Genomic DNA, 14,444 nt, shown 5'->3' with positions numbered 1-14,444 from the left:
CGCTGCGCCCACTACCCTGCCCTGCGATACCCCATGACACGATTTGCTGCCCTGATCACCGCATTTGCGCTGACCCTGATCGCCCCGCTCGCCGGCGCGAGCGAACCCACGCCGCCTGCGCTTGCCGCGAAGGCCTGGCTGCTCTACGACGTTGGCTCCGGCCAGGTGCTGACGGCGCAAGGCGCCGACGAGCGCATCGAACCCGCCTCGCTGACCAAGCTGATGACTGCCTATGTGACCTTCAGCGCACTCAAGGCAAAGACGATCTCGATGGATCAGCAGGTTGCGGTGTCGGAAAACGCGCGCAAGTCCAGCCTTGACGGTTCGCGCATGTTCATCATGCCGGGCATGCCGGTCACGGTGAAGGAACTGATCCAGGGGATGATCGTGCAGTCCGGCAACGACGCCTGCGTGGCGCTGGCCGAGTTGATCTCCGGTTCGGAAGAAGCCTTCGTGTCGCGCATGAACAAGGAAGCGCAGCGACTGGGCATGAAGAACAGCCAGTTCCGCAACGCCGCGGGGCTGACCGCCGACGGCCATTACATGAGCCCGCGCGATCTGTCGATCCTTGCCGCCGCGATCATCCGCGACTTCCCCGAGTACTTCTCCTTCTATTCGCAGAAGGAATTCACCTACAACAAGATCACCCAGCCGAACCGTAACCGCCTGCTGTTCATCGACCCGACGGTCGACGGCATGAAGACCGGCCATACGGCGGCGGCAGGCTACTGCCTGGTGTCGACGGCCAAGCGCGGCTCGCGTCGGCTGATCTCGGTGGTCACCGGCACCACATCCGACGCAGTACGGACAGCCGAATCGCAGAAGCTGCTGAATTTCGGCTTCCTGTCCTGGGAAACGACCAGGCTATACGCCGCCAATGCCGCCGTACAAACCTTGCCAGTCTGGCAGGGCAAGACGGACAGCGTGAAGGCTGGCTTCATGAACGATCTGGTGCTGTCGGTGCCGCAAGGCGATGCTGCCAAGCTGAAGGTCCAGCTCGAGAGCCGCCAGCCCCTCAAGGCGCCGATCGCCAAGGGCGCACAACTGGGTACGCTGACGGTCACGCTCGATGGCAAAGCGCTCGGCACCTACCCGGTGGTGGCGCTCGAGGCGGTGGAACAGGCCGGCTTCTTCGGCCGCATGTGGGACGCGATCCGCTTCTGGATCAAGAACCTCTGACCCTCGGGAGGCACGCGATGTCGAACGAAGAGTTGCTGCAATTCCCCTGCGATTTCCCGATCAAGGTGATGGGTGAAACGCGGGACGACTTCGCGCACACCATCATCGCAGTGGTCCAGCAGAACGCGCCGGATTTCGATGCCAGCGGCGTCGAGATGCGCGCGTCGAGTGGCGGCAAGTACATCAGCCTGACCTGCACCGTGCGCGCCACTTCGCGCGAACAGCTCGACAACATCTACCGTTCGCTGACCGGGCACCCCTTCGTCAAGGTGGTGCTCTGAGAAACCCTCGGGCCGCGTGGCGCGCACGCCGCCATAAACGCGCGGGTATGGGGGAATAACCCCAACACCCGCAGCGTTGCCCGGTTGGCGCCCGGCCGATAAAATCCCTTTTTTCGTCAAGCCCTTGCGTTGTTGCGGGGCAAGCGCCACCGCATGAACGCCCTGCCCCCTCCACTGCTGCGCAAGCCGCTCGGCCGCGTCGAGTACGAACCGACCTGGCACGCGATGCAAGCGTTCACACGCGCCCGCACCGGCGATACGCCGGACGAGCTGTGGCTGGTCGAGCATCCGCCGGTGTTCACGCTGGGCCTCGCCGGCAAACCGGAACACCTGCTGCGCGAAACCGGCATCCCGCTGGTGAAGATCGACCGCGGCGGCCAGATCACCTATCACGGCCCCGGCCAGGCGGTCGTGTATCTGCTGATCGACCTCGCGCGGCGCGAGATCAAGGTGCGCGAACTGGTGAGCCTGATCGAACAGGCGATCCTCGATGTGCTGCGTGACTACGGCATAGGCGCCGAATTGCGCGACGGCGCGCCCGGCGTCTATGTCGGCGGCGCCAAGATCGCCGCGCTGGGCCTGAAGATCGCCAACGGCTGCAGCTACCACGGGCTATCGCTCAATTGCGACATGGATCTTTCGCCGTTTTCGGCGATCAATCCATGCGGCTATCCGGGCCTGGAATCGGCCCAACTGAAGGATTTCGGCGTCGTCGATCCACTCGACGTCGTGCATCGCAAACTGGCGGACGCGCTCGACGCGCGCTTCGCCCACCACCACGCTGCCCGCCGGGCAGCGGCCTGAAAGGACATCATGGCTGAAGTCGGCAAGAAGCTTCGCGGCGCGGACAAAACGGCGCGCATCCCGATCAAGATCGTTCCGGTGGCCGAAAAACTGCGCAAGCCGGAATGGATCCGCATCCGGCTGGGCGGCGCCGAGGAAACCGCGCGCTTCAACGAAATCAAGGACACGCTGCGCGATCACAAGCTGCACACCGTGTGCGAGGAAGCCTCCTGCCCGAACATCCATGAATGCTTCGGCAAGGGCACTGCGACCTTCATGATCATGGGTGACATCTGCACCCGCCGCTGCCCCTTCTGCGATGTGGGTCATGGGCGCCCGAACCCGCTCGACGAAAACGAGCCGGCCAACCTCGCCAAGACGATCGCGGCGATGCGCCTGCGCTATGTGGTGATCACCTCGGTGGATCGCGACGATCTGCGCGACGGCGGTGCCCAGCACTTCGTTGACTGCATCCGCGAAACGCGCGCCGCTTCGCCGAAGACCACGATCGAAGTGCTGGTGCCGGACTTCCGCGGCCGCATGGACATCGCACTGGAGATCTTCGACCAGGCACCGCCCGACGTCATGAACCACAACCTCGAAACCGTGCCGCGTCTCTACAAGGCGGCCCGCCCGGGTTCCGACTACGCCTACTCGCTGCAGTTGTTGAAAGAATTCAAGGCGCGCCATCCGGATGTGCCGACCAAGTCCGGCCTGATGGTGGGCCTCGGCGAGACCGACGAGGAGATCCTCGAAGTGATGCGCGACCTGCGCGCCCACAACGTCGAGATGCTCACCATCGGCCAGTACCTGCAGCCCTCCGGCGGCCACCTGCCGGTGCTGCGCTACGTGCATCCCGACACCTTCAAGATGTTCGAGACCGAAGCGCTGAAGATGGGCTTCAAGAACGCCGCCTGCGGCCCGATGGTACGCTCTTCCTACTGGGCCGATCAGCAGGCACAGGGTGCCGGGGTGGTCTGAAACCCGCGCTCCGTCACGCTCTGGAAGCGGCCCGCCCTGTGCGGGCCGTTTTGTTTCTGACATCCCGTTACAGGTGTACGGCTGTCATGGCCGTGAAAGCCAAACCGGTGTCCCGTGACGACAAGTTGGTTGGCAGGGGTGGCGCCTACGATTCGTCTCACCCAAACAGCGCGGTTTCGAAGATTAGAGAGTCCCCACCGCGCGGGACTCGCAAAGACGAAAGGAACCCCTCCATGAAAACCCAACTGCTTATCGCCGCTGCCGCCGCCACCTTCGCGGGTTCGGCCCTCGCCGCGGACGAAGGCTTCTACATCGGCGGTAACGTCGGCGCATCGAAGCACGATGTCTCCGGTGTCGCGGATGTGAAGGACAACCCGACGACATGGGGCCTCTACGGCGGCTATGACTTCAACCGCAACTTCGCGGTCGAACTGGGCTACCAGGACCTCGGCAAGGCGGAAGCCGGCGGTTACCAGTCGAAGAACTACGCGGTGTCGACCGACCTTGTCGGCAAGCTGCCGGTGAGCGACCGCTTCGACGTCTTCGGCAAGGTCGGCCTGGCCTATGTTGATCGCAAGGTCGAAGGTTACGGTACCGAAGACAGCCAGTCGGGCACCGCCGCCAAGCTTGGCCTGGGCGCCGAGTTCAAGGCGACGCAGAACGTCGGCATCCGTGCGGAAGTCGCGCACTACATGGGCGCGCCGAAAATCGAGACGGCCACGGCGAGTTTCGACAAGAACACCACGGTCTTCACGATGGGCGTGAATTACAAGTTCTGACCCGCCGTGCGCGTCAGGTAACAAAGCGCAACGAAAAGGGGCGGTCCTCGGGCCGCCCTTTGTCATTTGTGCAAGCACATATTGAGCGCCTGCCCGCCGGCGGCATTCCGATCCTAGAATGTCCTGATCGCAAACGGACACCACGAGCATGCAGGACACCTGGCTGAGCAGCGCATTGCTACTTGTTCACACCGCGCTCATCGACCGCGGCGTCGATGCCGACGAGGTTGCGCGCGAAGCCGGCATCGACCCGGCAAGCTTGCACGATCCGAACGCGCGCATCCCGCTTGAGCCGGCGGCGCGATTCTGGGCCGGTGCGGTGCACGCGGTGGGCGGCGACCACGGATTCGGACTGGATGTGGCGATGAAGCTCAATCCGACAGCGCTGCACGCGGTCGGCTTCGCATGGTTCGCAAGTGCCAGCCTGCGCGAGGCGTTCCGCCGGCTGGTGCGCTACTTCCGCATCGTCACCTCGGTCGATGAGGTCGAGATCCGCGTCGAGGAGGGCCGATCCTGGCTCATCTTCAACACCGAAGAGGGTTACACCCTGCCGCGCAGTTACGATGCCCGCATGGCGTCGCTGGTACGCCTGTGTCGTGCGATCTGCGGTACGTCCTTCACGCCCGCGGCAGTTCGACTGCGCCACGCCGAGAACGACAGCGCCAACCGCATGCGCGCCTTTTATGGCGTCGATCCGGAATTCGGCGCCGACGAATACGCCATCGCGATCAGCGACGAAGATCTGGACCGGCCGCTGCCGACCGGCAACTCCGAACTCGCGCTCTCGGCGGAAAACATTGCTTCGGAGTATCTCGCGCGCCACGCCCGTGACGACATTGCGGCGCGGGCCCGGCGGGCTTTGATTGAACTGCTGCCATCGGGCAACGTGAATCGCGCCACGATTGCGAAGAAGCTGCTGCTGTCGGAGCGCACCCTGCAGCGCCGCCTCGCGGATCAGGGCCTGAGTTTCGCGGGCCTGCTCGACGAATTGAGGCGCGAGATGGCGGAAGACTATCTGCGCACCGGCACCCACTCGATCAACGAGATCGCCTACCTGCTCGGTTTCGCCGAAATTGCCAGCTTTACCCGCGCCTTCCGGCGCTGGACCGGTCTTGCGCCATCGAGCTGGCGCGACGCGCAGTTCGGCGGCGTCGCCGCTTGATCGCCGCTCAGGCGCCGCTGCGGCCCGATTGCGCGATCAAGGTCAGGTGCGTGATCAGCTCGCGCTGGTAACGCGTCAGCGTCTGATCCCGACGGAAACACAGCTTCATCTCGCGACTGCCCCAGGCGTCGTCAAGCTCGACCAGCGCCAGAGGCATGGCACGCGAAGCCGACAGCGCCGCCGAGTGCGGCACCACCGCGACACCTACACCGGCACTGACCATACGACAGACCGCCTCGAACGCCCGCACCTGGGCGCGAATGCGCGGGCGGCGACCGGCCTCGCGCGCCCGTTCGAGCAGGAATCCGTGAATCGCGCTGTCGGCGGACAGGCCGACGTAGTGCTCGCTCAAGGTCTCTGCGAATTGCAGCCGCCCCCGCGCGGCAAAGGGGTGATCGGTCGCGCAAACCAGTACCAGTCGGTCCGCGCGGTAAGGCAGGAAGGCCAGATCCGGCCCGCCGACTTCGCCCGCAACGATGCCGACATCCGCCGCGCCTGCGACAACCGCGCTGACGATTGCCGGACTCGAATGCTCTTCGAGCAGCACGTCGACTTGCGGCTGGGCGGCAAGAAAACCCGCCAGATCCTGCGGCAGACTGCCGCCGATGGCGTTGGTATTGGCGAACAGCCGCACCACGCCGGCAACGCCGCGCGCAAAGGTGCCCAGCTCGGCATCGAGCAAGGCCACTTCCGACAGCACACGGCGCGCGTGGCGCAGCATCGACTCACCGGCCGGCGTCAGCGCCACGCCGCGCGGCAAACGTTCGAACAGCGGCGCACCGGCGGCCTCTTCGAGCCGGCGCACCCGTGCCGACGCGCTCGCGGGCGCAAGGTGCACCCGCTCCGCGCCTTGGGTGAGGTTGCCGCAAGCGGCAATCGCTGCGAACAGCTGGAGGTCGGTCAGGTCGTATCTCACGCACGCTTTCGTTCGTCAAAACCGAATGATTACTTCGGAAAATACCGATTGTCCATACGGCGCACGATCGCATTCAATGGACACTCAGCCGGAACCTCCGGCCCTATGAGCTCATCTAGTGTTCCGCAATTCCGAAACCACCGGTTTCTGGCTCGCGATCCTTGCCGCGCTGGGTTTTTCAGCCAAGGCCATTTTCGTGAAGCTGGCCTATCCCTACGGCGTCAGCCCGCTGGCGCTGCTTGCGCTGCGCATGGCCTTCGCCGCGCCGGTGTTCGCCTTCATCGCCCTGCGCGCCTCGCGCAACGCGACGCCCCTCAAGGGTGGCGACTGGATCGCGCTGCTGGCGCTCGGGCTGCTCGGCTACTACGGCGCGTCGATTCTCGATTTCATGGGCCTGCAGTACATCTCGGCGGGTCTGGAACGTCTGATCCTGTTCACCTACCCGACCCTGACCCTGCTGATCGCGGTATTCGTGTTTGACCGCAGCTTCTCGCGGCGCGATTTTGCGGCGCTCGGGCTGACCTGGCTCGGCATTGCGCTGGCCTTTGCGCACGACCTGCAACTGCGCGGCGATGCCACCGTTGTATTGCTGGGCGGCGCCTTGGTGTTTGCCTCGGCGGTCTGCTACGCGCTGTACCTCACCGGTTGCGGCGAGATGGTGTCGCGGCTGGGCAGCCGGCGCTTCACCGCGCTCGCGATGTGCGTTTCCACCGCCGCCACCTTTCTGCACTTTGGCGCCACGCAACAGCTCGAAAACCTGGCGCAACCGCTGCCGGTGCTGGCGCTGGCTGGCGCAATGGCGCTGTTCTCGACGGTGCTGCCGGTCTTCATGTTGAGCGCGGCGATCCGCGAGCTCGGCGCGACGCGCACCGCGATGCTCGGCAGCATCGGCCCGATCCTCACGATCGGCCTCGGTGCGGTATTCCTGAATGAACCGGTGTCGGCCGCGCAACTTGCCGGCACCGTGCTGGTCGTGCTCGGCGTGTCGCTCGCCGGCAAGCCGACCGCCAAGAAACATGAGGCCCATGCGCCGCTCAAGCGCGCGCAAGCCTAGTACCGGTGTTTCCTCCCTCAGGTCTCGTACCTTGAGTTTGGCGCGACGTTCCGACGTCGCGTTTTTTTTTGGCAGCCGCGGACCGGCCCGCAGCCTGTGGCCGCCCGCCTCAACGGCTAAACTGTCAGGTTCGTTCAATCCACGCGGACACCCCGCCATGCAACATACCGAATTCGCCAGCGACAATACCGCCGGGATCTGCCCCGAGGCGATGGAAGCCTTGCTCGCCGCCAACAGCGGACACATGGCTTCGTACGGCAACGACGATTGGACGCGCCGCGCCTGCGACGCGATCCGCGCCACCTTCGAGACCGACTGCGAAGTCTTCTTCGTCTTCAACGGCACCGCAGCCAACTCGCTCGCGCTCGCCTCGCTGTGCCAGAGCTACCACAGCATCGTCTGCCACAAGCTCGCGCACGTCGAAACCGACGAATGCGGCGGGCCGGAATTCTTCTCCAATGGCACCAAACTGCTGCTCGCCGGCGGCGCCGACGGCAAGCTCGACATGCGCGGTGTCGAGAAACTGATCTCGGCACGCAGCGACATCCACTACCCGAAACCTCGCGCCGTCACGATCACCCAGTCCACCGAGGTCGGCACCGTTTATTCGCTGGAAGAAGTGCGCGCGCTGGGCGAAGGCTGCCGCGAACACGATCTCGCCTTCCACATGGACGGCGCCCGCTTTGCCAACGCGGTCGCCAGCCTTGGCGTGAGCCCGGCGGACATCACCTGGCGCGCGGGTGTCGATGTGCTCTCTTTCGGCGGCACCAAGATGGGCATGCCTGTTGGCGAAGCAGTGGTGTTCTTCGATCACGACATGGCCAAGGACTTCGCCTACCGCTGCAAGCAGGCCGGCCAGCTCGCCTCGAAAATGCGCTTCCTGTCGGCTCCCTGGGTCGGCATGCTCGCCGAAAACGCCTGGCTCACGCGCGCCGCCCACGCCAATGCGATGGCGCGCCGCCTCGGCAACGCGCTGGCCCGCCTGCCCGGCATCGCGCCACTCTTCCCGGTGCAATCGAACGCGGTATTCGTCAGCATGCCGCAGCACGCCGCCGACGCCCTCAAGGAAAAGGGCTGGGCCTTCTACAGCTTCATCGGCGCAGGCGGCGCGCGCTTCGTGTGCTCGTGGGCAACGCAGCCGGAACAGGTGGATGCGCTGGTGGCGGATGTGAAGGCTTGTCTCGCGTGATCATGCAATCATCAAATGCTTGCTTCGGCCTTGCGCTCGCTCTGCTGACGCTCTCCCAGCTCCCATTCGCGGTCGCCGCAGACGCGATTCCAAATGGCACCAATCACGCGCCGCAGGTTTTTGATGTCGTCCCCCTGGATCGCCCCTATTCAAAGTTCAGCAACGCCCAAAAGGCGCTCTTTGCGAGTGAATATGACGCGCTCGATCGGGCGGATCAGCCACCGTTTCCGATCGACGGAATCGCTCCATTGATACCGGAGATTCGATCCGCGGCTCAAGACCAGTTGAGCCTGAGGAGCAAAGTCAAAATCCGAATGCTGGCAGACATCTCAGAATCAGGGACGGTCACCGCCACCTCACTGCTCGGACCCGCCCCGGAAGCGAGTGAGATCCCGTTTGTCTTGGCCGTATCAAAGGCGCTTACGAAGGCCCGGTTCCAGCCAGCACTCTGCAGCGGAAAGCCATGTGCAATGGCGTTTCCGCTCTATCTGGAACTCACCGAGAACAGCGCCGCTTGGGCGCCAACGCTTGTAACGGGGCCTCTCGTCGGCGCTCACCCCGGTTCGTGCAACTGGAACATGCCGGACGACGTGTCAACGCCCGATAACCCATTCGAGTCACGCAGTGTAGTCATCGCCTATCGTCCGGCGGAGAACGGCTCCATCTTAGTGCTCGGCGTTGTGCAATCCAGCGGTTTTCCGGCACTTGACAGTGCAGCCATAAAGATCCTCTCGACCTGCAAGCCACGCTTGCGCAATGACGAACGCTCCAGCGACGAAAGCGTCGCGCACATTCGGCTAGCGTTCTACAAATCGGCACCCGCGCCAGCGCTCGAGAGTCCGCAACCGGTCCCGGGCGCCTGCAACATGCCTGAATTTCCAGCAAGCGTTACGCGCCGGCAAGTCGGCAAACTCTCATTCTCTGTTCAGGCACTGATCGAAGCCAGCGGCGCGTTGTCACAAACCCGGATACACCAATCTACCGGTGACAAAGCCGTCGACGATCAGATGGCAAGCCAACTCAGCAAGTGCCGCTGGCGTCCTGGGAAAAACATCTTCGGCGAGCCCACGCCGGGACGCGTCGAAATTGCGGTTACAGGAGAGACCATCACGCGATAACTCCGATTGGCCGCGAATGCTAGGTCGGTCACAAGTCCGGCCCCAGACCTACCTCTGTGGGGCGGCGACTTCTCGCGTTTCGGGTCTAATCCGGCAAGCGACTGGACGCGCGCTTCCCACACACCACCAGCCCAACGTATGGCACCTCCTTTGCTTGGCTCAAGTCAGCCAATCAGGGAGGCGCGCGTGAAATCACCGATCCAGAGCTATCTTGAATCGCTTCACGCCGAATTGTCGTCGCTGCGCAGCGGCGAGGTGGCGAGCTATATCCCCGAGCTGACGAAGGCCGATCCGGACTGGTTCGGCATCTGCGTCGTCACCGTGGATGGCGTGGCCTACACGGCCGGCGACACGGCGCAGCGCTTCACGATCCAGTCGGTGTCAAAACCTTTCGTGTACGCCACCGCGCTGGCGGACAAGGGGCGTGACTTCGTTGGCCGGCGGGTCGGTGTAGAACCCAGCGGCGATGCGTTCAACTCGATCAGCCTGCATCCCCGAACCGGGGCACCGCTCAACCCGATGATCAATGCTGGTGCAATCGCATCCGCCGGCATGGCGGCCGGCACCACTGCCGAGCAGCAATGGGAACGCATCGCCGATTCGCTCGGCGTATTCATGGGCCGGCCGATCACGCTGGATGAAGCGGTCTACCGCTCCGAGAGCGATACCGGCTTCCGCAACCGCGCAATCGCCTGGATGCTGAAGAACTTCGGGATCATCGACGGCGACCCGATGGCCGTGCTGGAAAACTATTTCCGCCAGTGCTCGGTGCTGGTGGACTGCCGTGATCTCGCCTACATGGCTGCGACGCTGGCCAACGGCGGCGTGCATCCGCTCACCGGGCGCCGCGCCTTGCCGGCGCCCGACGTCGAGCGCGTGCTCAGCGTCATGGCCACCTGCGGCATGTATGACTACGCCGGCAGCTGGCTCTACGAAGTCGGCCTGCCGGCGAAGAGCGGCGTGGGCGGCGGCATCATCGCGGTACTGCCGGGGCGCTTCGGCATCGCGATCTGCTCGCCACCGCTCGATGAGAAAGGCAACAGCGTGCGCGGCATCGAGGTGTGCAAACGCCTCTCGCGCGACTTCGGCCTGCATCTGTTCAACAAGGCGCGCAATCCGAAGCTCGCGATCGGGCGCCAGTACACCGCCGCCGACGCGCCTTCGCGCCGGGTGCCGACCGCCGCGATGAAGGCCCGCCTCGCGCAACACGCCCACCGCATCAAATACCTGAGCCTACAGGGGCATATCGAGGTGGACGCGGTGGAGTATGTGATCCGCCGCATGGGGGAACTGGCACCCGACGCGCACAGCCTGATCCTCGATATGAGTCAGGTCGAGGGCCTGTCCGAGAGTGCGGCGCGCCTGCTCAACCAGGCGCGTGCGAACCTCCACACGGAAGGCATCGCCACCGTGCTGTCGCGGGTGCGGCAACGCAAGGCGATCCTCGATCCGCTGAGCAAGACGCTGGCCGCCGGCGAGCATGGATTCCTGAGCTTCGAGGACAACGACCTGGCCGTCGAATGGTGCGAGAACCGCTTGTGCGCGGACGCAGGCGAAACCGCAGAGGCCGCAGGGCGACTGTCTGACTGCGCGCTGTTCCGCGGCGTTCCGGAGGCGCCCCTCGCGCAGTTGCAGGCCACCACACAACGCCGCGAATTGACGGCGGGCAGCGAGGTCTTCGCCTCAGGCGACGCGAGCAATGGCGAGATCCATGTGATCGTGAGCGGCCACGCCAGCGTGCTGGTACCGCGTCAAGGGGGCGGCCATCAGCGCATCGCCTCGCTCGGGCCCGGCATGAGTTTCGGCGAGATGACCCTGCTCGGCCAGACAACACGCAGCGCGTCGGTTTTCGCCGACACGGCGCTGGTGTGCGAGGTGGTGAATACCGCCGATATCAACCGGCTGGCCGAAGAACACCCGCAACTCAAGATCGCACTGCTTGAGAACCTGTCCGGCGATCTCGCGGCCAAGTTGCGGAGAGCCACCGACTGGGTCGCCGCGCTCGCGTGACGCTGCCCTTCCGCCTTAGCGACGTTCGGCGTGGCGCCAGATCCACGGCGGAATCGGGGCCGCGTCGTGCCAGAGCCCGATCCGGCGCTGCCGCGCCTCGCTCTCGGAAAACGCATACTGGCCCTGCGCCTGCGGGTCCTGTCGGGCCGCATAGGCGCGGTACCACCACGCCAGGCCGGCGGCGATCTGGGCGTGGCCGAGGTCGAGATTGCGCGGGCAATCGGCGCGCCCGACGCACGGCATGTCGGGCGAACTGACCCACACGACGCCGACGTAGCGGCCGTATTGATCGTGCTCGCGCCATTCGATCGTGGCCGGCGCGCCGAGCGCGAGCCGCCTCAGGTGTTCATGCGCTTCACGGCCCCAAAGCTGGTCGTGCTCCGGGGCGTCGATGAAGGCCAGCCGCACCTCGCGAAGACGGCCACCGCGGTCGCGTACCTGCAGCGTATCGCCATCGACCACCGCGTGGATCGCGCCCTGGAAGCGTCCGCCCCTGGCGAGCGCCGCGGGCGACCACAACCCGCCTAGCAGGGCCGCGACGAGCGCAGCGCTACAGATCGATCGGGTCGACATCGACATGCCAGCGCAGGCCCCGCGGCGCCTTGAGTGCATACAGCGCCGGCAACCACTGCGCCAGCAGGTTCTGCAGCGCCGCACGGGTATCCGCTTCGACGACCAGTTGCGCACGTTCCAGCCGGGCGCGCCGCACCAGCCTCATCGGCACTGCGTCGTACAAGCGCACCACGTCGGCAAAAGGGTCGGCGGCCTCACGCGCGCGCTTGAGGAAGTCGATCGCCTGATCAACTTCGAGGGCTTCAGCGCGCAGCACCGCTTGCGCGCCGCAAGGCGGGAAGTGCGCCTGTGCGCGCTCGTCGAGCTGTGAATTGGCGAAGCCGGCAAAGTCCTGCCGCCGCAGCGCATCGAACAGCGGATGCTCGGGAAACTCGGTCTGGATCAGCACTTCACCGGCGAGGCCCGCACGGCCGGCGCGCCCACCCACCTGCATCAGCTGCTGGAAGAGGCGCTCCGGCGCGCGATAGTCGGCCGCAAACAGCGAGGCGTCGGCGCCAATGACGCCAACCAGCGTCAGCTTGGGGAAGTCGTGCCCCTTCGCGAGCATCTGCGTGCCGACGAGGATGTCCGCCTCGCCCGCTTCGATCGCATGACGCAGCGCCGCCCAGTGTGCCGGCGTCTTGATGCTGTCGCGGTCGGCGCGAAGGATGCGCGCCTGCGGAAACCGCGCGCCGAGGTATTCCTCGACGCGCTGCGTGCCGCGCCCGAAACCGTGCAGGTCCTGATTGCCGCACTGCGGGCAGGCGCGTGGCACCGGCGCCTCGGTGCCGCAATGGTGGCAGCGCAGCAGGCGTTCGGAGAGGTGGAAGACGCGGTGCGCCGAGCAGTGGTCGCAATCGCTGACCCAGTTGCAGGCCGGGCAGGCCAGCACCGGCGCATAGCCGCGGCGGTTGAGAAAGATGAGGCTCTGCTCGCCGCGCTCCAGCCGCGCCGCGATCGCCGCTTCCATTGGCGGCGAGAGGCCATCCTTCAGCTTGATGCGGCGCGTGTCGATCAGGCGCACGGTTGGCGGCGCAGCCGCCGCGGCGCGGCGCTCAAGTTTCAGCAGCCGGTAGCGCCCGTTCTGCGCCGCCTGCCAGGTTTCCAGCGAGGGCGTCGCAGAGCCCAGCACGACCGGCACGCCGGCCTGCTGCGCGCGCCACACGGCCAGATCGCGTGCCGAATAACGCAGGCCGTCCTGCTGCTTGTACGAGGCGTCGTGCTCCTCGTCGATCAGGATCAGGCCCAGCCTTGGCAGCGGGCTGAAGACAGACAGGCGGGTGCCGATGACGATATCGGCCGAACCATCCAGTGCGGCGATGAAACCGCGACAGCGCGCACCGTCGGTCGCGCCGCTGTGCAGCGCCACGCGCCTGGCACGAGGAAAACGCGACGCGACCCGGGCTTCGAGTTGCGGCGTGAGCCCGATCTCGGGCACCAGCAGCAGCGCCTGCTTGCCGGCCGCGAGGGCACGTTCGATCAGGCGCAGGTAGACCTCGGTCTTGCCGCTGCCGGTGATGCCATGCAGCAGGAAAGGGCTGAAGCGAGCGGCCTGCGCCCACACGGCATCGACCGCGCTGCGCTGTTCATCGTTGAGCGTGGGTGCGCCACTGAGGTCTGCGTCGCGACGCGGGTGAGCCTCGATGACCCAGCCACGCTGACGCGCCTCGCGCACGGCAACGCTGCCGAAGTCAGCCACCAGCTCCGAACGCGGCAGATCGGCCTCAAACAAACGCTCCGCCAGCGACCGCACGCGCGACATGCGGCCGGGTGCGGCGAGCGCGGCGCGCCCCGCGTCAGTCAATGTCAGCCAGGGATCGGCACTGCGATCATCAAGCAGCGCGGCCACACGCAAACCCGGCGGCAGCGCCACTGCGACCGCTTCGCCGAGCGGGTGGTGGTAATAGCGCGCCGCAAACTGCACCAGCGCAATCCAGTCCGCCGGCAGCGCCGGCACTTCGCGCAGGATGGGGCCGAGTGGCTTGAGGCGTGCGAGATCGACCGCCGACTCATCCGGCAGCGCGAGGATCACGCCGATCTTTTCGCCACTGCCGAAAGGCACGCGTGCCATGCGCCCGACATCATCGGGTGAGATATCCACCGGGGCGAGGTAGTCAAAGCTCCTCGGCAACGGAACCGGCAGGGCGAGTCGGACGATGCGTTTCAAACGGCCGCCAACATGAACATTACTTTTCTTTTACAAGTCAATTACTTGAACATGAAACATCACCAAGTTCTCGCATAGTTCCATTTAACCCATTCGTAACAAAGGGGGTTTTATGAATCTGTGGATAACTTTGTGGGTGACTTGACGCAATTGCCGGGCCCATGCACCAAACAGGACAAAAAGCAATCCCGCAGCGCAACAACATCAAAAACACTTTTTCTTTGTTTTCAAATAGTTAGTCATTATCGCCAGATCAAGGCAGTGCATAAGCAC

At 65.1% G+C, this 14,444-nt stretch carries 13 protein-coding genes; 10 read left to right on the top strand and 3 right to left on the bottom strand.

Going from position 1 to position 14,444, the window contains the following annotated elements; all coding sequences use genetic code 11:
- Positions 1-33 precede the first annotated feature (33 nt).
- The 6 genes from GGR36_RS17660 to GGR36_RS17635 all read left to right on the top strand — a co-directional run bounded on the left by GGR36_RS17660 (position 34) and on the right by GGR36_RS17635 (position 5,165).
- Positions 34-1,179 carry a D-alanyl-D-alanine carboxypeptidase family protein gene (locus GGR36_RS17660; protein ID WP_183636093.1) on the top strand — a complete coding sequence of 382 codons (1,146 nt, stop codon included), beginning with the start codon at positions 34-36 and terminating at the stop codon, positions 1,177-1,179.
- Between the two features lie 17 nt (positions 1,180-1,196).
- Positions 1,197-1,460 carry an HP0495 family protein gene (locus GGR36_RS17655; protein ID WP_183636092.1) on the top strand — a complete coding sequence of 88 codons (264 nt, stop codon included), beginning with the start codon at positions 1,197-1,199 and terminating at the stop codon, positions 1,458-1,460.
- 153 nt (positions 1,461-1,613) lie between these two features.
- The gene (lipB, locus tag GGR36_RS17650) at positions 1,614-2,264 is read left to right on the top strand and encodes a lipoyl(octanoyl) transferase LipB (protein WP_183636091.1); all 651 of its coding nucleotides are present in this window, start codon (positions 1,614-1,616) and stop codon (positions 2,262-2,264) included.
- Between the two features lie 9 nt (positions 2,265-2,273).
- On the top strand, positions 2,274-3,224 hold the full coding sequence (lipA, locus tag GGR36_RS17645) for a lipoyl synthase (RefSeq protein ID WP_172203376.1): 951 nt from the start codon (positions 2,274-2,276) through the stop codon (positions 3,222-3,224).
- Between the two features lie 233 nt (positions 3,225-3,457).
- The gene (locus GGR36_RS17640) at positions 3,458-4,003 is read left to right on the top strand and encodes a porin family protein (RefSeq protein WP_183636090.1); all 546 of its coding nucleotides are present in this window, start codon (positions 3,458-3,460) and stop codon (positions 4,001-4,003) included.
- 148 nt (positions 4,004-4,151) lie between these two features.
- Entirely contained in the window at positions 4,152-5,165 is a 1,014-nt protein-coding gene (locus GGR36_RS17635; RefSeq protein ID WP_183636089.1) for an AraC family transcriptional regulator, read from the top strand.
- Positions 5,166-5,172: 7 nt separating this feature from the next.
- Here GGR36_RS17635 and GGR36_RS17630 read toward each other — a convergent pair whose 3' ends face one another.
- Positions 5,173-6,081, bottom strand: a complete 909-nt coding sequence (locus tag GGR36_RS17630) for a LysR substrate-binding domain-containing protein (RefSeq protein WP_183636088.1) — start codon at positions 6,079-6,081, stop codon at positions 5,173-5,175.
- 118 nt (positions 6,082-6,199) lie between these two features.
- On the opposite strand from GGR36_RS17630, the gene GGR36_RS22305 reads away from it, so the two are divergent.
- The 4 genes from GGR36_RS22305 to glsA all read left to right on the top strand — a co-directional run bounded on the left by GGR36_RS22305 (position 6,200) and on the right by glsA (position 11,452).
- Positions 6,200-7,135, top strand: coding sequence for an EamA family transporter (locus GGR36_RS22305; protein ID WP_183636087.1), 936 nt, complete (start codon positions 6,200-6,202; stop codon positions 7,133-7,135).
- Between the two features lie 157 nt (positions 7,136-7,292).
- Positions 7,293-8,324 (top strand): threonine aldolase family protein, encoded by a 1,032-nt coding sequence (locus GGR36_RS17620; RefSeq protein ID WP_183636086.1) that lies wholly within the window; start codon positions 7,293-7,295, stop codon positions 8,322-8,324.
- Positions 8,312-9,442, top strand: coding sequence for an energy transducer TonB (locus tag GGR36_RS17615; protein ID WP_183636085.1), 1,131 nt, complete (start codon positions 8,312-8,314; stop codon positions 9,440-9,442). The genes GGR36_RS17620 and GGR36_RS17615 overlap by 13 nt, the downstream gene beginning before the upstream one ends.
- A gap of 186 nt (positions 9,443-9,628) precedes the next feature.
- Entirely contained in the window at positions 9,629-11,452 is a 1,824-nt protein-coding gene (glsA, locus tag GGR36_RS17610; protein ID WP_183636084.1) for a glutaminase A, read from the top strand.
- A 15-nt stretch (positions 11,453-11,467) separates the two neighbouring features.
- Here glsA and GGR36_RS17605 read toward each other — a convergent pair whose 3' ends face one another.
- A complete protein-coding gene (locus tag GGR36_RS17605) occupies positions 11,468-12,025 on the bottom strand; it encodes a thermonuclease family protein (RefSeq protein ID WP_183636083.1) in 558 nt (185 codons plus the stop codon).
- Positions 12,003-14,171: a primosomal protein N' gene (locus GGR36_RS17600; RefSeq protein WP_183636082.1), complete on the bottom strand. Its 2,169-nt coding sequence runs from the start codon at positions 14,169-14,171 to the stop codon at positions 12,003-12,005. Before GGR36_RS17600 ends, GGR36_RS17605 begins: the two co-directional genes overlap by 23 nt.
- Positions 14,172-14,444: the final 273 nt, after the last annotated feature.

Origin of the sequence: Niveibacterium umoris (genome assembly GCF_014197015.1) — a bacterium.
In the GTDB taxonomy this organism is placed as follows: Bacteria; Pseudomonadota; Gammaproteobacteria; order Burkholderiales; family Rhodocyclaceae; genus Niveibacterium; species Niveibacterium umoris.
The sequence above is the reverse complement of the archived record's forward strand: the minus strand, read 5'-3'. Positions and strand labels throughout refer to the sequence as shown.

What these genes read in the sequence shown, in the direction of transcription:
- GGR36_RS17640 (WP_183636090.1), top strand. Translation starts at nt 3,458, where the DNA reads ATGAAAACCCAACTGCTTATCGCCGCTGCCGCCGCCACCTTCGCGGGT.
- GGR36_RS17620 (WP_183636086.1), top strand. Translation starts at nt 7,293, where the DNA reads ATGCAACATACCGAATTCGCCAGCGACAATACCGCCGGGATCTGCCCC.
- GGR36_RS17660 (WP_183636093.1), top strand. Translation starts at nt 34, where the DNA reads ATGACACGATTTGCTGCCCTGATCACCGCATTTGCGCTGACCCTGATC.
- lipA (WP_172203376.1), top strand. Translation starts at nt 2,274, where the DNA reads ATGGCTGAAGTCGGCAAGAAGCTTCGCGGCGCGGACAAAACGGCGCGC.
- GGR36_RS17605 (WP_183636083.1), bottom strand. Translation starts at nt 12,025, where the DNA reads ATGTCGACCCGATCGATCTGTAGCGCTGCGCTCGTCGCGGCCCTGCTA.
- GGR36_RS17635 (WP_183636089.1), top strand. Translation starts at nt 4,152, where the DNA reads ATGCAGGACACCTGGCTGAGCAGCGCATTGCTACTTGTTCACACCGCG.
- lipB (WP_183636091.1), top strand. Translation starts at nt 1,614, where the DNA reads ATGAACGCCCTGCCCCCTCCACTGCTGCGCAAGCCGCTCGGCCGCGTC.
- GGR36_RS17655 (WP_183636092.1), top strand. Translation starts at nt 1,197, where the DNA reads ATGTCGAACGAAGAGTTGCTGCAATTCCCCTGCGATTTCCCGATCAAG.